The organism is Lysobacter enzymogenes (genome assembly GCF_900106525.1).
GTDB lineage: Bacteria > Pseudomonadota > Gammaproteobacteria > Xanthomonadales > Xanthomonadaceae > Lysobacter > Lysobacter enzymogenes.
This window is the reverse complement of record NZ_FNOG01000003.1, coordinates 200,932-218,768: the sequence shown is the minus strand read 5'-3', so window position 1 is coordinate 218,768 and position 17,837 is coordinate 200,932. Positions and strand designations below refer to the sequence as shown.

Genomic DNA, 17,837 nt, shown 5'->3' with positions numbered 1-17,837 from the left:
GGCAACCTCCGAAGGCAGGCTCTGCGTGCCAAGGACGGCGCGCGGCGATACCGGCGCGGGGCGAGGACGGGCTCGCCGGATCGCATCGCCGGCACAGGGACGGTGCCGGCGGCCACGGATGGCGGTCGCGGCGCGCGGGGACCCGGACGGTCCCCGCCGCTTTATGTTTCTGGGCAGCCGTTCGGCAGCCACGATTACCGCACCAGCAGCGCGCTCGGGCCGATAATCGTATTTGTGATTTCCATCAAAAGTATACGCAAAGAAAAACCCGGCCTGAGCCGGGCTTTTCTATGCGGCAAGCCGGCTATGCGGCGCCGCAACATGAAGCATGAAGCGTCTTACAACGGTTCTACCGCATCGGCCTGCAGGCCCTTCTGGCCCTGGACCACGGTGAACGACACTTTCTGGCCTTCCTTCAGGCTCTTGAAGCCCTGGCTCTGGATGGCGCGGAAATGCACGAAGACGTCTTCGCCGTTTTCACGGCTGATAAAGCCAAAACCCTTGGCATCGTTGAACCACTTGACGGTTCCGATTTCTTTCCCGGACATCGCTACTCTCTCCCTGAAACGTGGTGTTGTTAACGCGAACGTTCGCGTGCTGGTTGCAAGGAGGAAGCGAGGTGCAACGATGTAGCGGATCGGTGGATCTACCGCATCGGGCCACGATTCACGGTGACCCTTGGCAAACGCAGCGCCCGCAACGTACCCCGACATCGGTCAAAATGCAAACCACCCCGGGCCGCCTGTCCGGGCAGGAAGAAAGCATGAATCCGGACACGTTTTATTACATCCTGGCCGCAGTTCTGGTGATCGTCGGAATCGTCGGAACCATCCTCCCGGCACTCCCCGGCATGCCTTTGGTGTTCGGCGGAATGTTGCTGGCGGCCTGGGTGTCCGGATTCGAAAAAGTCGGCTGGATCACCCTTACGGTGCTGGCCGTGCTGACGGTGCTGTCGATGGTGGTGGACTTCGTCGCCACCGCGATGGGCGCCAAGCGGGTCGGCGCCAGCCGGCTGGCGATCATAGGTTCGGTGATCGGCACCTTCGCCGGGTTGGCGTTCGGCCTGATCGGCGTGTTCGTCGGGCCCTTCGTCGGCGCGCTGCTCGGCGAGTGGATCCACACCCGCCAGCTCGACCAGGCCACCAAGGTCGGCATCGGCACCTGGGTCGGCATCATCGTGGGCACGGTGTTCAAGCTCGGCCTGGCGTTCGCGATGGTCGGCGTGTTCGCGTTCGCGTGGTTCTTTTGAGACCTATAGCCTGAGCCTGAGAGCCACGCTGGATTCACACTGCGTTCGCGCGGCGATGCAAGACTGCGGCGCCTCGCGCCGCCGCCCTCCGCGACGGTCGTCGCCCGCCTTCGCCGCCGCACGCGCCCCACACGCAGGACTTTCGCCATGCCCCATGCCCGCCCCTTGCTGTTGACCGCGCTGGCCGCCGCGCCCTGGCTGGCCTCGGCGCAGACCGCGCCGACGCCGGCCACGCCGCAGGCCTGCCTGGCCATCACCGTCGACGCCGACCGCCTGGCCTGCTACGACGCCGCGCTCGGCCGCCAGGGCGCCGGCGTGCGCCAGGCCGACATCGCCGCCAAGGAAGCCAAAGCCATCCAGCAGAACCTGGAGCTCAGCGACGAACTGGCCGGCAAGCCCAAGCCCGGCGTGGTCGAGCGCGCGCGCCAGGCCAGCACCGGCGGCGTGTTCGCGCACGACGCGCCGCTCAGCGACGCCATCGCCAACGCCGGCAAGGGCGGCCTGCTCGACAGCCGCTGGGAGCTGGCCAAGGACTCCAAGCTGGGCGTGTTCAACTTCCGCGCCTACAAGCCGGTGTACCTGCTGCCGGTGTTCTGGAACAACGATCCGAACACGCTGCCGCACTCGCCCAACCCGCGCAACACCGTGACCGAAGCGCAGTCGCTGGACAGCGTCGAGGCCAAGTTCCAGATCAGCTTCAAGACCAAGGCGGCGGAAAACCTGTTCGGCGACAACGGCGACCTCTGGATGGGCTACACCCAGTCCTCGCGCTGGCAGGTCTACAACGGCGAGAACTCGCGCCCGTTCCGCGAAACCAATTACGAGCCGGAAGTGTTGCTGGTGTTCCGCAACAACTACCGCATCGGCGACTGGAAGGGCCGCATGTTCGCGGTCGGGCTCAACCACCAGTCCAACGGCCGCGCCGACCCGCTCTCGCGCAGTTGGAACCGGGTGATGTTCAACATCGGCCTGGACCGCGAGGACTGGGCGCTGATGCTGCGCCCGTGGTACCGCATCTCCGACGGCAACGACGACGACAATCCCGACATCGACGATTACATGGGCCGCGGCGACCTCACCTTGGTCCATCGCCGCGGCGACCACGAGTTCGCGCTGATGGCGCGGCATTCGCTGCGCGGCGGCGACCGCTCGCACGGGGCGCTGCAGTTCGACTGGGGCTTTCCGATCAACAACCAGTTGCGCGGGCATCTGCAGGTTTTCGACGGTTACGGCGAGAGCCTGATCGACTACAACCACAAGGCCACCTACATCGGCCTGGGTATCTCCCTGCTCGAGTGGTACTGAGCCTGCTGGAGCTCTTGTAGGAGCGGCGCGAGCCGCGACTGCGACAACGCAACTACGCCGCAACTTTCGTCGCAGTTGCGTTGTCGCAGTCGCGGCTCGCGCCGCTCCTACAGGTAGGGCATGCGACTGGCGGCGAACCCGCAAACTGCGACGCCGGCCGCCCTGGCCGACGCGAGCCCCGCGCTACCCTGCCCGCTCGAACGGAGACCTCGATGAAGATGCGGCGCATCCTCTCGCTGGACGGCGGAGGCATCCGCGGGCTGGTGAGTTGCCATTGGCTGGCCGGCGTGGAAAGCGCGCTGGCGAAAACGCGCAAGACCGCGGCCGGCAAGTCCGGCCTGCTGGAGAGTTTCGACCTGCTCGCCGGCACCTCGACCGGCGCGCTGGTCGCCTGCGGCCTGGCCGCCGGGATCTCGCCCGAGGCGCTGGCGCAGTTGTATCGCGAGCAGCGCCATACGATCTTCCCCAACCTCGCCGGCCGGCTGTGGTCGCGCGCCAATCGCTTGGTCAGCGACGGCTTCTCGGCGCCGCGCTACGACGGCCTGGGCATCGAGCAGGTGCTGCGCCAGGTATTCGGCGAAACCACGCTGGGCCAGCTCAAGGCGCCGGTGCTGGTGACCAGTTACGACACCATCACCCGCACGCCGGTGATCTTCAAGAGTTTCGATCCCCAGCACCGCGACCTGCCGGTGTGGGAAGTCTGCCGCGCCTCCACCGCGGCGCCGACGTATTTCCCGGCGCATCCGATGCGGGTGGAAGGCCGCGACTGCGCGCTGATCGACGGCGGCGTGGTCGCCAACAATCCCACCGCCTGCGCGATCGCCGAGGCGTTGCGCAAGGACGCGCGGGTCGACAACAGCCGCGACCTGGTGGTGCTTTCGGTCGGCACCGGCGAGCGCACCCGCAGCATCGATCTGCAGTCCGCGCGCACCTGGGGCGCGCTGGAGTGGGCGGTGCCGATCATCGATGTCTTGTTCGACGGCAATACCGATTCGGTGGATTACATCGCCCGGCAGTTGGTCGGCGATGGGTATTACCGGATGCAGGCGGAGTTGCTGGTGGGGTTGGACGATCTGGACGATACCAGCGAGACGAATGTGCTGGCGTTGGAGACGTTGGCTAAGGAGTATTTGACCCGGCCGGCGACCAAGAAGCTGCTCGCGCAGTTGGCTAAGAAACTGTAGATGCGCGGGGTGCAGGAAGTTGCGTCGTTGTTGAGGATTCGCGGTCGCGGCTCGCGCCGCTCCTACAGGGGCTACCTGTAGGAGCGGCGCGAGCCGCGACCGCGAATCCTCGGCTACGGCGAAACTTTCGCCGCCCCCGTAACGACAACGCCCGGCAGATGCCGGGCGTCGTGGGAAACGTATCGCAGCGGGCCGAGGCTTACTCGACCACCACCGGAATCTTGCCGATGCGCGCCTGCCATTCCTTCGGCCCGGTCTTGTGCACCGACTCGCCGGCGCTGTCGACGGCGACCGTCACCGGCATGTCCTGCACGGTGAATTCGTAGATCGCTTCCATGCCGAGGTCGGCGAAACCGACCACGCGCGAGGCCTTGATCGCCTTCGACACCAGGTAGGCCGCACCGCCGACCGCCATCAGGTAGACCGACTTGTGCTTCTGGATCGCCTCGATCGCGGTCGGGCCGCGCTCGGCCTTGCCGACCATGCCGAGCAGGCCGGTCTGCGCCAGCACCTGTTCGGTGAACTTGTCCATGCGCGTGGCCGTGGTCGGGCCGGCCGGGCCGACGACTTCGTCGCGCACCGGATCGACCGGGCCGACGTAGTAGATGAAGCGGCCCTTGAAGTCGACCGGCAGCGCTTCGCCCTTGTTGAGCATGTCGACGATGCGCTTGTGCGCGGCGTCGCGGCCGGTCAGCAGCTTGCCGTTGAGCAGCAGCACTTCGCCGGGCTTCCAGCTGGCGACGTCTTCCGGCGTGACCGCGTCGAGATCGACGCGGCGGCCCTTGGACGAGTCGTAGGTCAGCTTCGGCCAGTCTTCCAGCGACGGCGGGTCGAGCATGACCGGGCCGCTGCCGTCGAGGGTGAAGTGGGCGTGGCGGGTCGCCGCGCAGTTCGGGATCATCGCCACCGGCAGATTGGCGGCGTGGGTCGGGTAGTCCTTGACCTTGATGTCGAGCACCGTGGTCAGGCCGCCCAGGCCCTGCGCGCCGATGCCGAGCGCGTTGACCTTCTCGTACAGCTCCAGGCGCAGCTCTTCGGCGCGGTTGCTGGCGCCTCGCGCCTGCAGCTCGGTGATGTCGATCGGCTCCATCAGCGACTCTTTCGCCAACAGCATCGCCTTCTCGGCAGTGCCGCCGATGCCGATGCCGAGCATGCCCGGCGGGCACCAGCCCGCGCCCATGGTCGGCACGGTCTTGAGCACCCAGTCGACGATGGAATCCGACGGGTTGAGCATGGCGAACTTCGACTTCGCCTCCGAGCCGCCGCCCTTGGCCGCGACGATCACATCGACCGCGTTGCCCGGGACGACCTTGACGTTGACCACCGCGGGCGTGTTGTCGCGGGTGTTGGCGCGCTTGCCGGCGGGATCGGCCAGCACGCTGGCGCGCAGCTTGTTGTCGGGATGGTTGTAGGCGCGGCGCACGCCTTCGTTGACCATGTCCTCCACGCCCATCGTGGCGCCGTCCCAGCGCACGTCCATGCCGATTTCGAGGAACACGGTGACGATGCCGGTGTCCTGACAGATCGGCCGATGGCCCTCGGCGCACATGCGCGAGTTGATCAGGATCTGGGCGATGGCGTCCTTGGCCGCCGCGCTTTCCTCGCGCTCGTAGGCGGCCGCGAGGTTCTTGATGTAGTCGACCGGGTGGTAGTAGCTGATGTACTGCAGGGCGTCGGCGACGGACTGGATCAGGTCGTCCTGGCGGATGACGACGGGGCCGCTGGAAGCGGCCGAAGACGGAATTGCGGTCACGGCGGGCGTAGGGCTGGCGGTGGGGGCGCCCATTCTACCCGCCCGGCCGGCCCTGCCCCACACCGGCGCTAACTTATTGATCTGGAAGCTAGCCGCCGCGGCAGCTATGGGTCGCGCGCTGGCCGCTTGGTTTCGAAACAGCGCAGCGCCAGCCACCACAGCAACAGCGCTAATGCAAAGAGCGAGAACGCCGATGCCAGCCACGGGACCAGCCCCTGGGGCAACTCGCGCAACGGTATCGCCAGCGCCAGCCCGGCCGGCATCCATTCGCCCCAGACGTAGCCCGGAGCGAAAAATGCGGCGACCGCCACGGCGCGCGTCAACCAGCGCCAGCGACCGGGCATCGCCAGGCTGATCGCCCAGACCAGGCTATAGGCCAACAGGAAGACCGCGAGATAGGCCAGGCCAAGCAGCGCGAACACTCCCAGCCCCGGATCCGACGCTGCTGCGGGCGCGCTCGCGGCCGCCAGGGCGATGCCCATCGGAATCGGGAGCGCTCGCATGGCGGGCGGCCAGTCCTTGCTCATCGGCCTCTCCCATCGCGCCTGTCGGCCGGCGTCTCCAGCCGAGGGCAACATACGCCAGGCGCGGCGACTGCGCTACGCGCTGCGTTCGTGCCGCCGAAGCGGCCCGCCCCAGCGGAGCGGGCCGCGGCCGCCTTACTGCGGGCAGGCGTCGAGCACGCACGAGCGCCACTGCAGTTCGCAGAAGTAGGCGCCGGCGCCGTGCTCCTGCTCGCATTCGCGCTGCACGTCGTAGCAGTACACGCCGCCGGCGCAGACGATCAGGTCGCGCGGCGCGGCGGTGGCGGCGAAGGCGAACGCAAACGCGAACACGGCCAGGCCGAAGCCGGCGCGGCGGGTCTTGAGGATGCCAGGCAGTTTCATTCGAACTCTCCTTTTCATGGCGAACCGACCGTGCCCCGGCCGGGCGCTCCGCGCGGAGCGCACTCCACCTTAACCGCGACGGCGCGCACGGCGACCTGTCAGTAACCACGGCGCCAATGTTCGAAACCGCGATGGCGCGCAGGAACGCGGCCTCGGCCGCGGCGCGGCCCGCCCTGTCGGCACCGTGACACCGGGGCGCGCCGGGACTTGGCACAATCGAGCCATGAGCCGCCCCCACCCCGCGCCCGCGCCGTCCGCCCACGCCGCCAAGCCCAGCCTGCGCGAGCGTTTCGCCGCGCTGCGCAACTTGCCGCCGTTCCTGCGCCAGATCTGGGCGACCAGCCCGACCCTGACCCTGATCACCCTGGGCCTGCGCCTGATCCGCGCGCTGTTGCCGATCGCGACCTTGTACGTCGGCAAGCTCATCATCGACGAGGCGGTGCGCCTGGTCGGCGCCGGCGTCCACGTCGACTCGCTGTCCCAGGCCTGGCACGGCGGCCAGCTCGACACGCTGGGCGCGCTGCTGCTGCTCGAATTCGCATTGGCGGTGGCCTCCGACCTGCTCGGCCGGGTCATCAGCTACGGCGACCAGATGCTGTCGGAGTTGTTCACCAACGCCACCAGCGTGCGCCTGATGGAGCATGCGGCGACCTTGGACCTGGAGGATTTCGAAGATCCCGACCTGCAGGACAAGCTCGACCGCGCGCGCCGCCAGACCGTGGGCCGCATGAGCCTGATGAGCCAGTTGTTCGGCCAAGTCCAGGACACCATCACCGTGATCAGCTTCGCCGTCGGCCTGCTGGTCTACGCGCCGTGGCTGATCGCGCTGCTGGCGGTAGCGCTGATTCCGGCCTTCGTCGGCGAGGCCCACTTCAACGCGCTGAGCTATTCGCTCAACTACGCCTGGACGCCGGAGCGGCGCCAACTGGAATACGTGCGGCAGATGGGCGCGAGCGTGGAAACGGCCAAGGAGGTGAAGATCTTCAACCTCCACCGTTTCCTGATCGCGCGCTATCGTCAGCTCGCCGACAAGTTCTTCGCCGCCAACCGCGGCCTCGCCCGCCGCCGCGCGCTGTGGGGCACGGTGTTGGCGGGCTTGGGAACGCTGGGGTACTACGTCGCTTACGGCTATATCGCCTGGCGCACGGTCAAGGGCGATTTCAGCATCGGCGACCTCACCTTCCTGGCCGGCAGCTTTCGCCGGCTGCGCCAGTTGCTCGAAGGGCTGCTGGTCGGGTTCTCGCAAGTGGCCGGGCAAGCGCTGTATCTCGACGACCTGTTCTCGTTCTTCCGGATCGAACCGGAGATCGCCTCACCCGCCGATGCGATTGCGGTGCCGCAACCGATCCGCGCAGGCTTCGTGTTCGAGAACGTCGGCTTCCGTTATCCCGACGCCGAGCGCTGGGCGCTGCGCGGGCTGGACTTCGAACTGCGCGCCGGCGAAGTGCTGGCCTTGGTCGGCGAGAACGGCGCCGGCAAGACCACCCTGGTCAAGCTGCTGGCGCGGCTGTACGAGCCCGACGAGGGCCGCATTCTGCTCGACGGCCGCGACCTGCGCGAGTACGACCTGGACCAACTGCGCGCCAGCATCGGCGTGATCTTCCAGGACTTCGTCCGCTACGACCTCACCGCCGGCGAGAACATCGGCGTCGGCCAGATCGATGCGATGGACGACGCCGAGCGCATCCGCGAAGCGGCGCGGCGCTCGATGGCCGACGAAGTCATCGCCGGCTTGCCGCGCGGTTACGAGCAACCCATCGGCCGGCGCTTCAAGAACGGCGTGGACCTGTCGGGCGGGCAATGGCAGAAGATCGCCATCGCCCGCGCCTACATGCGCGACGCGCAGGTGATGATCCTCGACGAACCGACCGCGGCGCTGGACGCGCGCGCCGAGTTCGAAGTGTTCCAGCGCTTCAAGGAGCTGTCGCAGGAAAAGACCGCGGTGCTGATCTCGCACCGCTTCTCCAGCGTGCGCATGGCCGACCGCATCCTGGTGCTGGCGCAAGGGCGGCTGGAAGCCAGCGGGACGCACGAGGAACTGCTGGCGCAAGGCGGGCGTTATGCGGAGTTGTTCGAGTTGCAGGCGGCGGGGTATCGGTGAGCGGCGCGGTTGCCTGAGTCGGGTTGCGCGGGAGTTGCGCCGTTGTATGCAGTGTCGCGGTCGCGGCTCGCGCCGCTCCTACAGGTAGCAATCGCAGCTACATGAGCTACCTGTAGGAGCGGCGCGAGCCGCGACCGCGACACCACACCTACCGCGCAAGCTACAAACGCAAACACAAGTCGAATTGTCCCGCCCCGCGCGCCGGGCTATGGTCGAACCCACGCCCTCAGCGCCCTGGAGCGATGCATGACTTCCTACCTACGCCGCGGCGCCCTCGCCGCCGCCCTGCTGCTCAGCCTCGCCGCCTGCCAGCGCGGCAACGACGCCGCGGCCGCCGCCGCGCCGAAACCCGCGCCCATGCAAGCCGCGATCCACACCGTGCCGAGCGACCTGGGCGAGCTGCGGGTCGCCGAAGTCGCCATCGGCCTCGAACATCCCTGGGCGGTGGCGCTGCTGCCCGACGGCGGCTTCCTGGTCACCGAACGCTCAGGGCAGTTGCGCCGGGTCGGCGCCGACGGCGCGATTTCCGCACCGCTGAAGAACGTCCCCGAAGTGTGGGCCGAAGGCCAGGGCGGCCTGCTCGACGTGGTGCTGGCGCCGGATTTCGCCAGCAGCCAGCGCATTTACTTCAGCTACGCCGAACCCGGCCCCGACGGCAGCGCCGGTACCGCGGTGGCCACGGCCAAGCTCGGCGCCGACGCGCTGAGCGAGGTCAAGCGGATCTACCAGCAGCAGCCCAAGCTGGTCGGCCCCAATCACTTCGGCTCGCGCATCGCCTTCGACGGCAAGGGCCACGTGTTCATCACCCAGGGCGAGCGCCAGCAGCGCATGGCCTCGCAGCAGCTCGACAAGCTGCAGGGCAAACTGGTGCGGCTGAACCTGGATGGCAGCGTGCCGGCCGACAATCCCTTCGTCGGCCGCAGCGATGCGCGCCCGGAAATCTGGAGCTACGGCCACCGCAACATGCAGTCGCTGGCGGTGGACCCGCGCACCGGCACCCTGTGGGAAGCCGAGCACGGCCCGCGCGGCGGCGACGAGATCAATCTGCCGCAGCCGGGCAAGAACTACGGCTGGCCGATCGTCACCCACGGCATCGACTACAGCGGGCTCAAGATCGCCGAAGCCGAAGGCAAGGAAAAGCCCGGCATGGAGCCGCCCTTTCACGTGTGGGAGGTGTCGCCGGCGCTGTCGGGCATGGCCTTCTACACCGGCCACGCCGGTTCGGCCTGGAACGACAGCTTGTTCCTCGGCGCGCTCGCCGACGGCAGTCTGATCCGGCTGAGCCTGGACGGCGACAAGATCGTCAAGGAAGAGCGCCTGCTCAAATCGCTGGGCTGGCGCATCCGCGACGTGCGCGTGTCGGTGGACGGCAAGGTGTATGTGCTGACCGACGAGAGCGAGGGCAAGTTGTTGCGGATCGATCCGCCCAAGGCGAAGTGATGGCGGCGGCGCGGTAGGACGGGGTCGTCGCCATCGGATGTTCGCGGTCGCGGCTCGCGCCGCTCCTACAGGGGCTCCATGTAGGAGCGGCGCGAGCCGCGACCGCGACAACCCAACCACTGCGAACCTCCGCGATCGCCAACGAAAAAGCCGCCCGAAGGCGGCTTTTTCGTTTCAACGCGATCCGCGGATCAGGACTTCTGCTTGGCCCGCGCGAACGCATCCGCCAGCGCCCCGCCCAGCGGCGCGGCGCCCTTGCCCGGCGGCGCGAACGAGCCGCCGCGCTGCTGCGGCTGGTCGCGACGGCCGCCGTTGCCGCGCGGGCCGCGGTCGTTGCCGCGCGGCTCGCCGCCACCGCGTTCGCCCGGCGCGCGCGGCGCCGGCACCGCATCGTCCAGACGCCGGGTCAGGGCGATGCGCTTGCGCGCGATGTCCACTTCCAGCACCCGCACCTTGACCACGTCGCCGGCCTTGACCACGTCGCGCGGGTCTTTGACGTACTTGTCCGACAGCGCCGAGATGTGGATCAGCCCGTCCTGGTGCACGCCGATGTCGACGAACGCGCCGAACGCGGCGACGTTGCTGATCACGCCTTCCAGGATCATGCCGACCTTGAGGTCCTTGAGCTCCTCCACGCCGTCGGCGAATTTGGCCGCCTTGAACTCCGGGCGCGGATCGCGGCCGGGCTTCTCCATTTCCTTGAGGATGTCGCGCACGGTCGGCACGCCGAACTTCTCGTCGGTGTAGGGCTCCGGCTTCAGGCTGCGCACGAACTGCGGATCGCTCAGCAACTGCTTCACCTCGCGCCCGCACTGCTTGACGATGCGCTCGACCACCGGATAGGCCTCCGGATGCACCGCCGAGGCGTCCAGCGGCTCGTCGCCGTCGACGATGCGCAGGAAGCCGGCGCATTGCTCGAAGGTCTTCTCGCCCAGGCGCGGCACCTTGAGCAAGTCCTTGCGGGTCTTGAACGGGCCGTTGTCGTCGCGGTGGCGGACGATGTTCTCGGCCACGGTCGACGACAGGCCCGAGACCCGCGCCAACAGCGGCGCCGAAGCGGTGTTGACCAGCACGCCGACCGCGTTCACGCAGTCCTCCACACGCGCGTCGAGCGCGCGCGCCAGGCGGTACTGGTCGACATCGTGCTGGTACTGGCCCACGCCGATCGCCTTGGGCTCGATCTTGACCAACTCGGCCAGCGGATCCTGCAAGCGCCGCGCGATCGACACCGCGCCGCGGATGCTCACGTCCAGATCCGGGAATTCCTTCGAGGCGAATTCGGACGCCGAATACACCGACGCGCCGGCTTCGCTGACGACCGCCTTGGCCAGCTTGGCGTCGGCCATGAGCTTGATCAGATCGCCGGCGAGCTTGTCGGTTTCGCGCGAGGCGGTGCCGTTGCCGATCGCGATCAGTTCGACGCCGTGCTTGATACACAGCGCGCGCAGCGTGTGCAGCGACTGGTCCCACTGCTTGCGCGGTTCGTGCGGGTAGATGGTGTCGTGGGCGACGAACTTGCCGGTGGCGTCGACCACCGCCACCTTGACCCCGGTACGCAGGCCCGGGTCGAGGCCGAGCACCGCGCGCGGGCCGGCCGGCGCGGCCAGCATCAGGTCCTTGAGGTTGTCGCCGAACACGTCGATGGCTTCGGCTTCGGCCTTCTCGCGCGCCTGGCCGAACAGGTCCAGCAGCAGGTGCAGGTGCAGCTTGGCGCGCCAGGTCAGGCGGCAGCAGTCGAGCAGCCAGCGATCGGCCGGACGGCCCTGGTCGCGGATGCCGGCGTTGACCGCAACGCGGCCTTCGCCCTGCTGGTGGCCGGCTTCGGCGTCGCTGCCCGGGTCGAGGTCGAGGAACAGGATTTCCTCGCGGCGCGCGCGGAACAGCGCGAGCAATCGATGCGAGGGGATCTTGGCCAGCGATTCGGCGTGGTCGAAGTAGTCGCGGTACTTGGCGCCTTCGTTCTCCTTGCCCTCGGCCACGCGCGCGCGGATCACCCCGACTTCGCTGAGCCAGGTGCGCAGGCCGCCGACCAAGGTGGCGTCTTCGGCCCAGCGCTCCATCAGGATCGCGCGCGCGCCGTCGAGCGCGGCCTTGACGTCGGCGACCTGCTTTTCTTCGCTGACGAACCCTGCTGCGTAATCCTCGGGCTTGAGCATCGGATCGGCCAGCAACGCATCGGCCAGCGGCTCCAGCCCGGCCTCGCGCGCGATCTGCGCCTTGGTCCGGCGCTTGGGCTTGTACGGCAGGTACAAGTCTTCCAGGCGCGCCTTGCTGTCGGCGGCTTCGATGTCCGCGCGCAGTTCGTCGCTCAGCTTGCCTTGCTCGGCGATGCTCTCCAGCACCGCGGCGCGGCGGTCTTCCAGCTCGCGCAGGTAGCGCAGGCGCGATTCCAGATCGCGCAGCTGGATGTCGTCGAGGCCGCCGGTGACTTCCTTGCGGTAACGGGCGATGAAGGGAACCGTGGCGCCCTCGTCGAGCAGGCCGACCGCGGCCTGAACCTGGGCGGGCTGGGCGCTGATCTCGCCGGCGATGAGCAGGGCGATCTTGCGGGCGATCTGTGCGGACTGCGGGTTCTGGTCTTGCATCGTTTCCAATCGTCTAGCCCCGACCGCGGGGCGCTCGGGGATTGTCGCAATGCTGGGGTGAAGGCGAAACCCATTGACAGGGTTGGGGTTTTGGGGACGGGAACGGGTAACCAGCGCGCAGCAACGCGAAGCGAGTCCGCGGTGGACGCTTTTCGCTCGGTTCCGGAGCCTCTGCGCCCGTTGCCGTCCCAAGATAAGAATCGCTCTCATCCGTTGCGCTACAATGCCGGTCCCGCTCCACCGACCCCACCCGGCAATGTCTTCCGCTTTTGGCACCGAGACGGTGCTGGACGTCCGTCACTGGACCGACGACTACTTCAGCTTCACCACCACCCGCGACGACGGTTTCCGCTTCGAGAACGGCCAGTTCGTGATGATCGGCCTGCTCGTGGACGGCAAGCCGCTGCTGCGCGCGTATTCCATCGCCAGCGCCAACTGGGAGGAACAGCTCGAGTTCTTCAGCATCAAGGTGCCGGGCGGCCCGCTGACCTCGCGCCTGAAGTCGATCCAGCCCGGCGACAGCGTGCTGATCGGGCGCAAGCCCACCGGCACCTTGCTGATCCACGACCTGCATCAAGGCCGCAACCTGTATCTGCTCGGCACCGGCACCGGCTTCGCGCCGTGGCTGTCGGTGATCAAGGATCCGGAAACCTACGAGCGCTTCGACAACGTCGTGCTGTGCCATGGCGTGCGCAGCGAGCGCGACCTGGCCTATCGCGACTACATCGTCCACGAGCTGCCGCAGCACGAGTTCCTCGGCGAGCAGATCGCGGCCAAGCTCAAGTACTACCCGGCGGTAACGCGCGAGGACTTCGTGTTCGACGGCCGCGACCAGCGCGGCCGCCTGACCCAGATGATGGATTCGGGCCGGATGACCGACCAGCTCGGCCTGCCGCCGCTGGACGCCGAGCACGACCGCGCGATGATCTGCGGCAGCCCGCAGATGCTGGCCGATTTCCGCGAACTGCTCGACCGCCGCGGCTTCGTCGCCGCGCCGCGCATCGGCACGCCGGGGCAGTATGTGTTCGAGCGTGCGTTCGTCGAGAAGTGACAGCGCGCGTTGGCGCGCGGGCTGGGGCGGCCTGCCGCTCTCGCTCGCGCTTGCGTTCGCGCTCGCGGGCCTGAGCGCGCCGGCCTGGGCGCAGGCGTCTGCGGCGCCGCCCTCGCCGGCTCGTCCCGCGTCCGCGGGACCGGCCTTGGGCGAAATGGCGCCGGATTTCCTTGGCCTGGATCGCCGCGGCCGGCCGGTCAAGGTCAGCGACTACCGCGGCAAGCTGGTGGTGATCAGCTTCTGGGCCGGCTGGTGCGCGCCGTGCCGGCGCGAACTGCCGATGCTGTCGACCCTGCTCAAGTCGGTCGGCCGCGAGCATCTGCAGGTGATCGCGGTCAATCTCAACGAGCCCCAGCGCGATTACGAGGAATTCCTGCGCCTCAATCCGGGCCTGGACCTGAGCTTCGTGCGCGATCCCGGCAGCGCCGCGCGCTACTACGGCGTGCGCACGGTGCCGAACCTGTTCGTGGTCGATCGCGACGGCAAGCTGGTGCAGGCGCACCGCGGCTATTCGCCGGAAAAGATCGAGCAGTTCGTGCGCGAGCTGGCGGCGCTGCTGCCGCCGCAGGCCGCGCGCAAACCCGGCGGCTGAGCCGCATCAAAACGGCGCGCCCCGTCCTGCTGCGCCCTACCCCGCCCGCCGCTCCTGCCGCAACGCCGCGCGATAGCGTCGGCTGCACGGCACCTGGCTGCCGTCGCGCATGGTGATGCGGGCATCGCCGCTGTCCAGCGGTTCGATCTCGCCGACGCAATCCAGGTTGACGATGTAGCTGCGGTGCACGCGCGCGAACCGGGCCGGGTCGAGCTGGACCTCGATCGCCGCCATCGTGCTGCGCAGCGGATAGTCGCGGCCGCGCACGCGCAGGTTGACGTAGTTGGACGAGGCCTGCAGCCATTCCACTTCGTTGGCCGCGACCAGAAATTCCTTGCCCAGCTTGCGCACCAGAAAGCGCTCCGGGCGCTCGGCCTGGGCCGGCGCGGGCAGATCGTCCGGCGCCGCCAGCACGCTGGCCTCGCCCTGCCAGCGCCGCAGCAGCAGGCGGTAGCCCTCGATCCACAGCACCATGTAGCCGTAGCTGCGCACGTCCTTCAGGTACTCGTAAAGCAGGTTGATGCCCCAGTCGCCCCAGTCGTAGCGCTCGCCCAGGCTGGCGTAGACCGCCTGCCGGATCGCGACCATGCCGACCACGTGCAGCACCGACCAGACCACGCTGGCCAGCAGGTGCAGGGCCAGCGCCCGGCGCCAGCGGTCGAAGCGCAACGGCACCGCGCGGGTGAACCAGACCAGCGCCGGCACCAACGCCAGCGCCGTCGCGCAGCTGCTGGTCTCCCACACCAGCGGCGCCCAGTCGGGGATGGCCAGGCCGTAACGGTGGATGTCGATGATCGCGGTCAGGGTGCCGGCGGCGGCGTTGACCGCGAACAGCACGACCCAGAACGCGACTTCGAGCGGCCGGCGCCACGGCTGATAGCGGTCCCAGGCGCTGCGCGCGGGCGCAGCGGCCGCGGCCGGCGCGACGACAGGCGGGACGACAGGAGGCGCGGCCGCGAGGGCCGTGGAAACTTCGGCGTTCATGCCGCGCATTCTCGCCCGCGAGCGGCCCGGGACGGCAACCGGCCGTCCCCGCGGGCCGCGTTCCGTCCCTGCCGCCCCCCTTCCGGTCACCGCGCCGCACCGCGCAAGTGCCTGAACGCGCAAGGTTCGTCCACCTTCCAGCGCGAACCGACCATGCACCGCCGCTACGACATCGACGCCCTGCGCGCCCTCGCCTTCTGTCTGCTGATCCTCTATCACTGCGCCATGCTCTACGTCGCCGACTGGGGCTGGCACCTCAAGAGCCCGCACCAGTCCGAGGCCCTGCAGTGGCCGATGCTCGTGCTCAACCGCTGGCGCATGGACCTGATCTTCCTGATCTCCGGCCTGTCGGTGCACTTCCTGCTGCGCGGCACCGGCGCGGGCCGGTTCCTGGCCCAACGCAGCTGGCGCCTGCTGCTGCCGCTGACCTTCGGCTGCCTGTTCGTGGTGCCGATCCAGCCCTACGCCCAGGGCGTGGCCAACGGCCTGGTCGAGCCGGGCTTCGGCGCCTTCCTGCTGCGCTACTACCAGTTCAAGCCGTGGCCGCAGGGCGCGTTCGACGGCTGGGAATACGGCTTCACCTGGAACCACCTGTGGTACCTGGCCTACCTGTGGGTCTACACCGTGGCCTTGGCCGCGCTGTTGCCGCTGCTGCGCAGCCGCGCCGGGCTGCGCCTGCAGGCCGCGCTGGCCTCGCTGCGCGGCGGCGCCCTGCTGAGTTTGCCGGCCTTGCCGCTGGCGCTGTTCTCGATCCTGCTGCAGCCGCACTTCAAGGAAACCGGCGACCTGATCCACGACTGGTACCGCCACGCGATCTACTTCAGCGTGTTCCTCTACGGCTACTGGATCGGCAACGACGCCGGCCTGTGGGCCGAACTGGCCCGGCTGCGCCGGCGCACGCTGACCCTGGCGCCGCTGTTGTTCGCCGTGTACGCAGCGCTGTTCACGCTGCTGCCCGAAGACATGCCCGACAGCGTGCAGTACCTGATCTGGACGGTGCGCAGCTTCTACATCTGGACCGCGCTGTGCGCGATCCTGGGGTGGTCGCACCACCTGCTGAACCGGCCGCTGCGCTGGCTGCCGTGGGCGACCGAGGCGGTCTATCCCTGGTATGTGCTGCACCAGAGCCTGATCGTGCTGATCGCCTACTGGATCCTGCCGCTGAAGTTCGGCCCGCTGGCGGAGCCGGCGATCGTGCTGGGCGGCACCGTGGCGGGCTGTTTCGTGCTGTACGAGATCATCCGCCGGGTGCCGCTGTTGCGGCCATGCTTCGGGTTGAAGGCGCGCAAGGAGCGGGCGCCGGCGAGCTTGGGCCCGACTTCGGCGCCGGCGCCGAAGCCGGCTTGAGGCGCGAAGCCTTTCATGACGCGCCACAATCGCTCATGACGCGCCGCAACCGCCGCGCATCGCCCTTACCTGCCGTCATGCCCGCGAACGCGGGCATCCAGGGCTTCACCGTGGCAGGACTCTGAAGTCTCTGGATCCCCGCCTCCGCGGGGATGACGACTGGCAACAAACGCGGCGCAATCCACCTGCCGTCATGCCCGCGAATGCGGGCATCCAGGGCTTCACCGTGGCAGGACTCTGAAGTCTCTGGATCCCCGCCTTCGCGGGGATGACGACTGGCAACAGACGCGGCGCAATCCACCTAGCGTCATGCCCGCGAACGCGGGCATTCAGGGCTTCATCGTGGCAGCACTCTGAAGTCTCTGGATCCCTGCCTCCGCGGGGATGACGACTGGCAACAAACGCGGCGCAATCTACCCGCCGTCATGCCCGCGAACGCGGGCATCCAGGGCTTCACCGTGGCAGGACTCTGAAGTCTCTGGATCCCCGCCTTCGCGGGGATGACGACCGGCAACAGACGCGGCGCAATCTACCTGCCGTCATGCCCGCGAACGTGGGCATCCAGGGCTTCACCGCGATACGACTGCAAAGTCAGGCCGCCAGCGCCTTCTCGATGTCCGCCGCGATCGATTCGGGCTTGTCGGTCGGCGCATAACGCTTGAGCACCCGCCCGTCGCGGCCGATCAGGAACTTGGTGAAGTTCCACTTGATCGCGTCGATGCCGAGGAAGCCGCCCTTCTCGTCCTTGAGCCACTTCCACAGCGGATGCGCCTTATCGCCGTTGACGTCGACCTTGGCGTACATCGGGAAGGTCACCTCGTACGTCAGCGCACAGAATTCCTTGATCTCCGCTTCGTCGCCGGGCTCCTGGTGGCCGAACTGGTCGCAGGGGAAACCCAGCACCTCGAAGCCGCGCGCCTGGTAGTCGCGCTCGAGCTTTTCCAGGCCGGTGTACTGCGGAGTGAAGCCGCATTTGGAGGCGACGTTGACGACCAGAAGCACCTTGCCGCGGTAACGGTCGAGCGACTGATCGCGGCCATCGATGTCGACGGCGGAGAAATCGTAGGCGGTGGTCATGGCGGCGCTCGCGGCGGGAGGAGGTGGCGCCACGATAGCGCGTCGGCGCTGGGTTTGCCGGGCGGTGCCGCCACCGCAGTCACGCTTCGCTGGTGTGGGGTTTTCAGGCTCGGTGCTCTCGGCCCGTGTGGGAGGGCCTTCAGGCCCGACGCTCTTGGCTCAGGTCGCCATGATCTGGCACAACAGCGTCGGGCCTGAAGGCCCTCCCACAAGAGCGAGCATCGGGCGGTTCGGATCAACAGACTGAAGCGCGAGCAAAAAAACGGCCCGCCGAAGCGGGCC

General features: G+C 68.2%; 16 protein-coding genes. 9 read left to right on the top strand and 7 right to left on the bottom strand.

Translation table 11 applies throughout. The annotated features are described in order from the left end of the window. Positions 1 to 338: 338 nt before the first annotated feature. Positions 339 to 548 carry a cold-shock protein gene (locus tag BLU84_RS08595; RefSeq protein WP_057943363.1) on the bottom strand — a complete coding sequence of 70 codons (210 nt, stop codon included), beginning with the start codon at positions 546 to 548 and terminating at the stop codon, positions 339 to 341. A 215-nt stretch (positions 549 to 763) separates the two neighbouring features. On the opposite strand from BLU84_RS08595, the gene BLU84_RS08590 reads away from it, so the two are divergent. The 3 genes from BLU84_RS08590 to BLU84_RS08580 all read left to right on the top strand — a co-directional run bounded on the left by BLU84_RS08590 (position 764) and on the right by BLU84_RS08580 (position 3,738). After that, on the top strand, positions 764 to 1,249 hold the full coding sequence (locus BLU84_RS08590) for a DUF456 domain-containing protein (protein ID WP_074866490.1): 486 nt from the start codon (positions 764 to 766) through the stop codon (positions 1,247 to 1,249). Positions 1,250 to 1,396: 147 nt separating this feature from the next. After that, positions 1,397 to 2,554, top strand: coding sequence for a phospholipase A (locus BLU84_RS08585; RefSeq protein WP_074865257.1), 1,158 nt, complete (start codon positions 1,397 to 1,399; stop codon positions 2,552 to 2,554). 212 nt (positions 2,555 to 2,766) lie between these two features. Continuing rightward, on the top strand, positions 2,767 to 3,738 hold the full coding sequence (locus BLU84_RS08580) for a patatin-like phospholipase family protein (protein ID WP_074865254.1): 972 nt from the start codon (positions 2,767 to 2,769) through the stop codon (positions 3,736 to 3,738). Between the two features lie 199 nt (positions 3,739 to 3,937). On the opposite strand, the gene BLU84_RS08575 is transcribed toward BLU84_RS08580, so the two are convergent. From BLU84_RS08575 to BLU84_RS08565, 3 genes are all read right to left on the bottom strand, one after another. Beyond that, on the bottom strand, positions 3,938 to 5,524 hold the full coding sequence (locus tag BLU84_RS08575; RefSeq protein WP_233431104.1) for a fumarate hydratase: 1,587 nt from the start codon (positions 5,522 to 5,524) through the stop codon (positions 3,938 to 3,940). Positions 5,525 to 5,595: 71 nt separating this feature from the next. Continuing rightward, a complete protein-coding gene (locus BLU84_RS08570; RefSeq protein ID WP_139174830.1) occupies positions 5,596 to 6,018 on the bottom strand; it encodes a hypothetical protein in 423 nt (140 codons plus the stop codon). A gap of 132 nt (positions 6,019 to 6,150) precedes the next feature. Continuing rightward, complete coding sequence (locus BLU84_RS08565) at positions 6,151 to 6,378, bottom strand: hypothetical protein (RefSeq protein ID WP_074865249.1); 228 nt, start codon at positions 6,376 to 6,378, stop codon at positions 6,151 to 6,153. 223 nt (positions 6,379 to 6,601) lie between these two features. Here BLU84_RS08565 and BLU84_RS08560 point away from each other — a divergent pair, with 223 nt between their 5' ends. Then, a complete protein-coding gene (locus BLU84_RS08560) occupies positions 6,602 to 8,479 on the top strand; it encodes an ABC transporter ATP-binding protein (protein WP_074865247.1) in 1,878 nt (625 codons plus the stop codon). A gap of 246 nt (positions 8,480 to 8,725) precedes the next feature. Next, positions 8,726 to 9,919 carry a PQQ-dependent sugar dehydrogenase gene (locus tag BLU84_RS08555; RefSeq protein WP_074865244.1) on the top strand — a complete coding sequence of 398 codons (1,194 nt, stop codon included), beginning with the start codon at positions 8,726 to 8,728 and terminating at the stop codon, positions 9,917 to 9,919. Positions 9,920 to 10,110: 191 nt separating this feature from the next. On the opposite strand, the gene BLU84_RS08550 is transcribed toward BLU84_RS08555, so the two are convergent. After that, positions 10,111 to 12,504 carry a Tex family protein gene (locus BLU84_RS08550; protein ID WP_074866484.1) on the bottom strand — a complete coding sequence of 798 codons (2,394 nt, stop codon included), beginning with the start codon at positions 12,502 to 12,504 and terminating at the stop codon, positions 10,111 to 10,113. A gap of 256 nt (positions 12,505 to 12,760) precedes the next feature. Between BLU84_RS08550 and BLU84_RS08545 the strand changes: the two genes are divergently transcribed. Together BLU84_RS08545 and BLU84_RS08540 are read left to right on the top strand one after the other, a co-directional pair. Further along, the gene (locus BLU84_RS08545) at positions 12,761 to 13,555 is read left to right on the top strand and encodes a ferredoxin--NADP reductase (RefSeq protein ID WP_074865241.1); all 795 of its coding nucleotides are present in this window, start codon (positions 12,761 to 12,763) and stop codon (positions 13,553 to 13,555) included. Between the two features lie 154 nt (positions 13,556 to 13,709). Then, positions 13,710 to 14,147: a TlpA family protein disulfide reductase gene (locus tag BLU84_RS08540; protein WP_170849124.1), complete on the top strand. Its 438-nt coding sequence runs from the start codon at positions 13,710 to 13,712 to the stop codon at positions 14,145 to 14,147. A gap of 36 nt (positions 14,148 to 14,183) precedes the next feature. On the opposite strand, the gene BLU84_RS08535 is transcribed toward BLU84_RS08540, so the two are convergent. Beyond that, positions 14,184 to 15,131: a LytTR family DNA-binding domain-containing protein gene (locus BLU84_RS08535; protein ID WP_083382440.1), complete on the bottom strand. Its 948-nt coding sequence runs from the start codon at positions 15,129 to 15,131 to the stop codon at positions 14,184 to 14,186. A gap of 153 nt (positions 15,132 to 15,284) precedes the next feature. Here BLU84_RS08535 and BLU84_RS08530 point away from each other — a divergent pair, with 153 nt between their 5' ends. Further along, entirely contained in the window at positions 15,285 to 16,478 is a 1,194-nt protein-coding gene (locus tag BLU84_RS08530; RefSeq protein WP_074865238.1) for an acyltransferase family protein, read from the top strand. A 591-nt stretch (positions 16,479 to 17,069) separates the two neighbouring features. On the opposite strand, the gene BLU84_RS08525 is transcribed toward BLU84_RS08530, so the two are convergent. After that, positions 17,070 to 17,555, bottom strand: a complete 486-nt coding sequence (locus tag BLU84_RS08525) for a glutathione peroxidase (protein WP_074865236.1) — start codon at positions 17,553 to 17,555, stop codon at positions 17,070 to 17,072. On the opposite strand from BLU84_RS08525, the gene BLU84_RS28415 reads away from it, so the two are divergent. After that, positions 17,554 to 17,802, top strand: coding sequence for a DUF6053 domain-containing protein (locus tag BLU84_RS28415; RefSeq protein ID WP_425479341.1), 249 nt, complete (start codon positions 17,554 to 17,556; stop codon positions 17,800 to 17,802). The two genes, BLU84_RS08525 and BLU84_RS28415, sit on opposite strands and share 2 nt — an antisense overlap. Positions 17,803 to 17,837: the final 35 nt, after the last annotated feature.

What these genes read in the sequence shown, in the direction of transcription:
- BLU84_RS08595 (WP_057943363.1), bottom strand. Translation starts at nt 548, where the DNA reads ATGTCCGGGAAAGAAATCGGAACCGTCAAGTGGTTCAACGATGCCAAG.
- BLU84_RS08590 (WP_074866490.1), top strand. Translation starts at nt 764, where the DNA reads ATGAATCCGGACACGTTTTATTACATCCTGGCCGCAGTTCTGGTGATC.
- BLU84_RS08585 (WP_074865257.1), top strand. Translation starts at nt 1,397, where the DNA reads ATGCCCCATGCCCGCCCCTTGCTGTTGACCGCGCTGGCCGCCGCGCCC.
- BLU84_RS08580 (WP_074865254.1), top strand. Translation starts at nt 2,767, where the DNA reads ATGAAGATGCGGCGCATCCTCTCGCTGGACGGCGGAGGCATCCGCGGG.
- BLU84_RS08575 (WP_233431104.1), bottom strand. Translation starts at nt 5,524, where the DNA reads ATGGGCGCCCCCACCGCCAGCCCTACGCCCGCCGTGACCGCAATTCCG.
- BLU84_RS08570 (WP_139174830.1), bottom strand. Translation starts at nt 6,018, where the DNA reads ATGAGCAAGGACTGGCCGCCCGCCATGCGAGCGCTCCCGATTCCGATG.
- BLU84_RS08565 (WP_074865249.1), bottom strand. Translation starts at nt 6,378, where the DNA reads ATGAAACTGCCTGGCATCCTCAAGACCCGCCGCGCCGGCTTCGGCCTG.
- BLU84_RS08560 (WP_074865247.1), top strand. Translation starts at nt 6,602, where the DNA reads ATGAGCCGCCCCCACCCCGCGCCCGCGCCGTCCGCCCACGCCGCCAAG.
- BLU84_RS08555 (WP_074865244.1), top strand. Translation starts at nt 8,726, where the DNA reads ATGACTTCCTACCTACGCCGCGGCGCCCTCGCCGCCGCCCTGCTGCTC.
- BLU84_RS08550 (WP_074866484.1), bottom strand. Translation starts at nt 12,504, where the DNA reads ATGCAAGACCAGAACCCGCAGTCCGCACAGATCGCCCGCAAGATCGCC.
- BLU84_RS08545 (WP_074865241.1), top strand. Translation starts at nt 12,761, where the DNA reads ATGTCTTCCGCTTTTGGCACCGAGACGGTGCTGGACGTCCGTCACTGG.
- BLU84_RS08540 (WP_170849124.1), top strand. Translation starts at nt 13,710, where the DNA reads ATGGCGCCGGATTTCCTTGGCCTGGATCGCCGCGGCCGGCCGGTCAAG.
- BLU84_RS08535 (WP_083382440.1), bottom strand. Translation starts at nt 15,131, where the DNA reads ATGAACGCCGAAGTTTCCACGGCCCTCGCGGCCGCGCCTCCTGTCGTC.
- BLU84_RS08530 (WP_074865238.1), top strand. Translation starts at nt 15,285, where the DNA reads ATGCACCGCCGCTACGACATCGACGCCCTGCGCGCCCTCGCCTTCTGT.
- BLU84_RS28415 (WP_425479341.1), top strand. Translation starts at nt 17,554, where the DNA reads ATGGCGGCGCTCGCGGCGGGAGGAGGTGGCGCCACGATAGCGCGTCGG.
- BLU84_RS08525 (WP_074865236.1), bottom strand. Translation starts at nt 17,555, where the DNA reads ATGACCACCGCCTACGATTTCTCCGCCGTCGACATCGATGGCCGCGAT.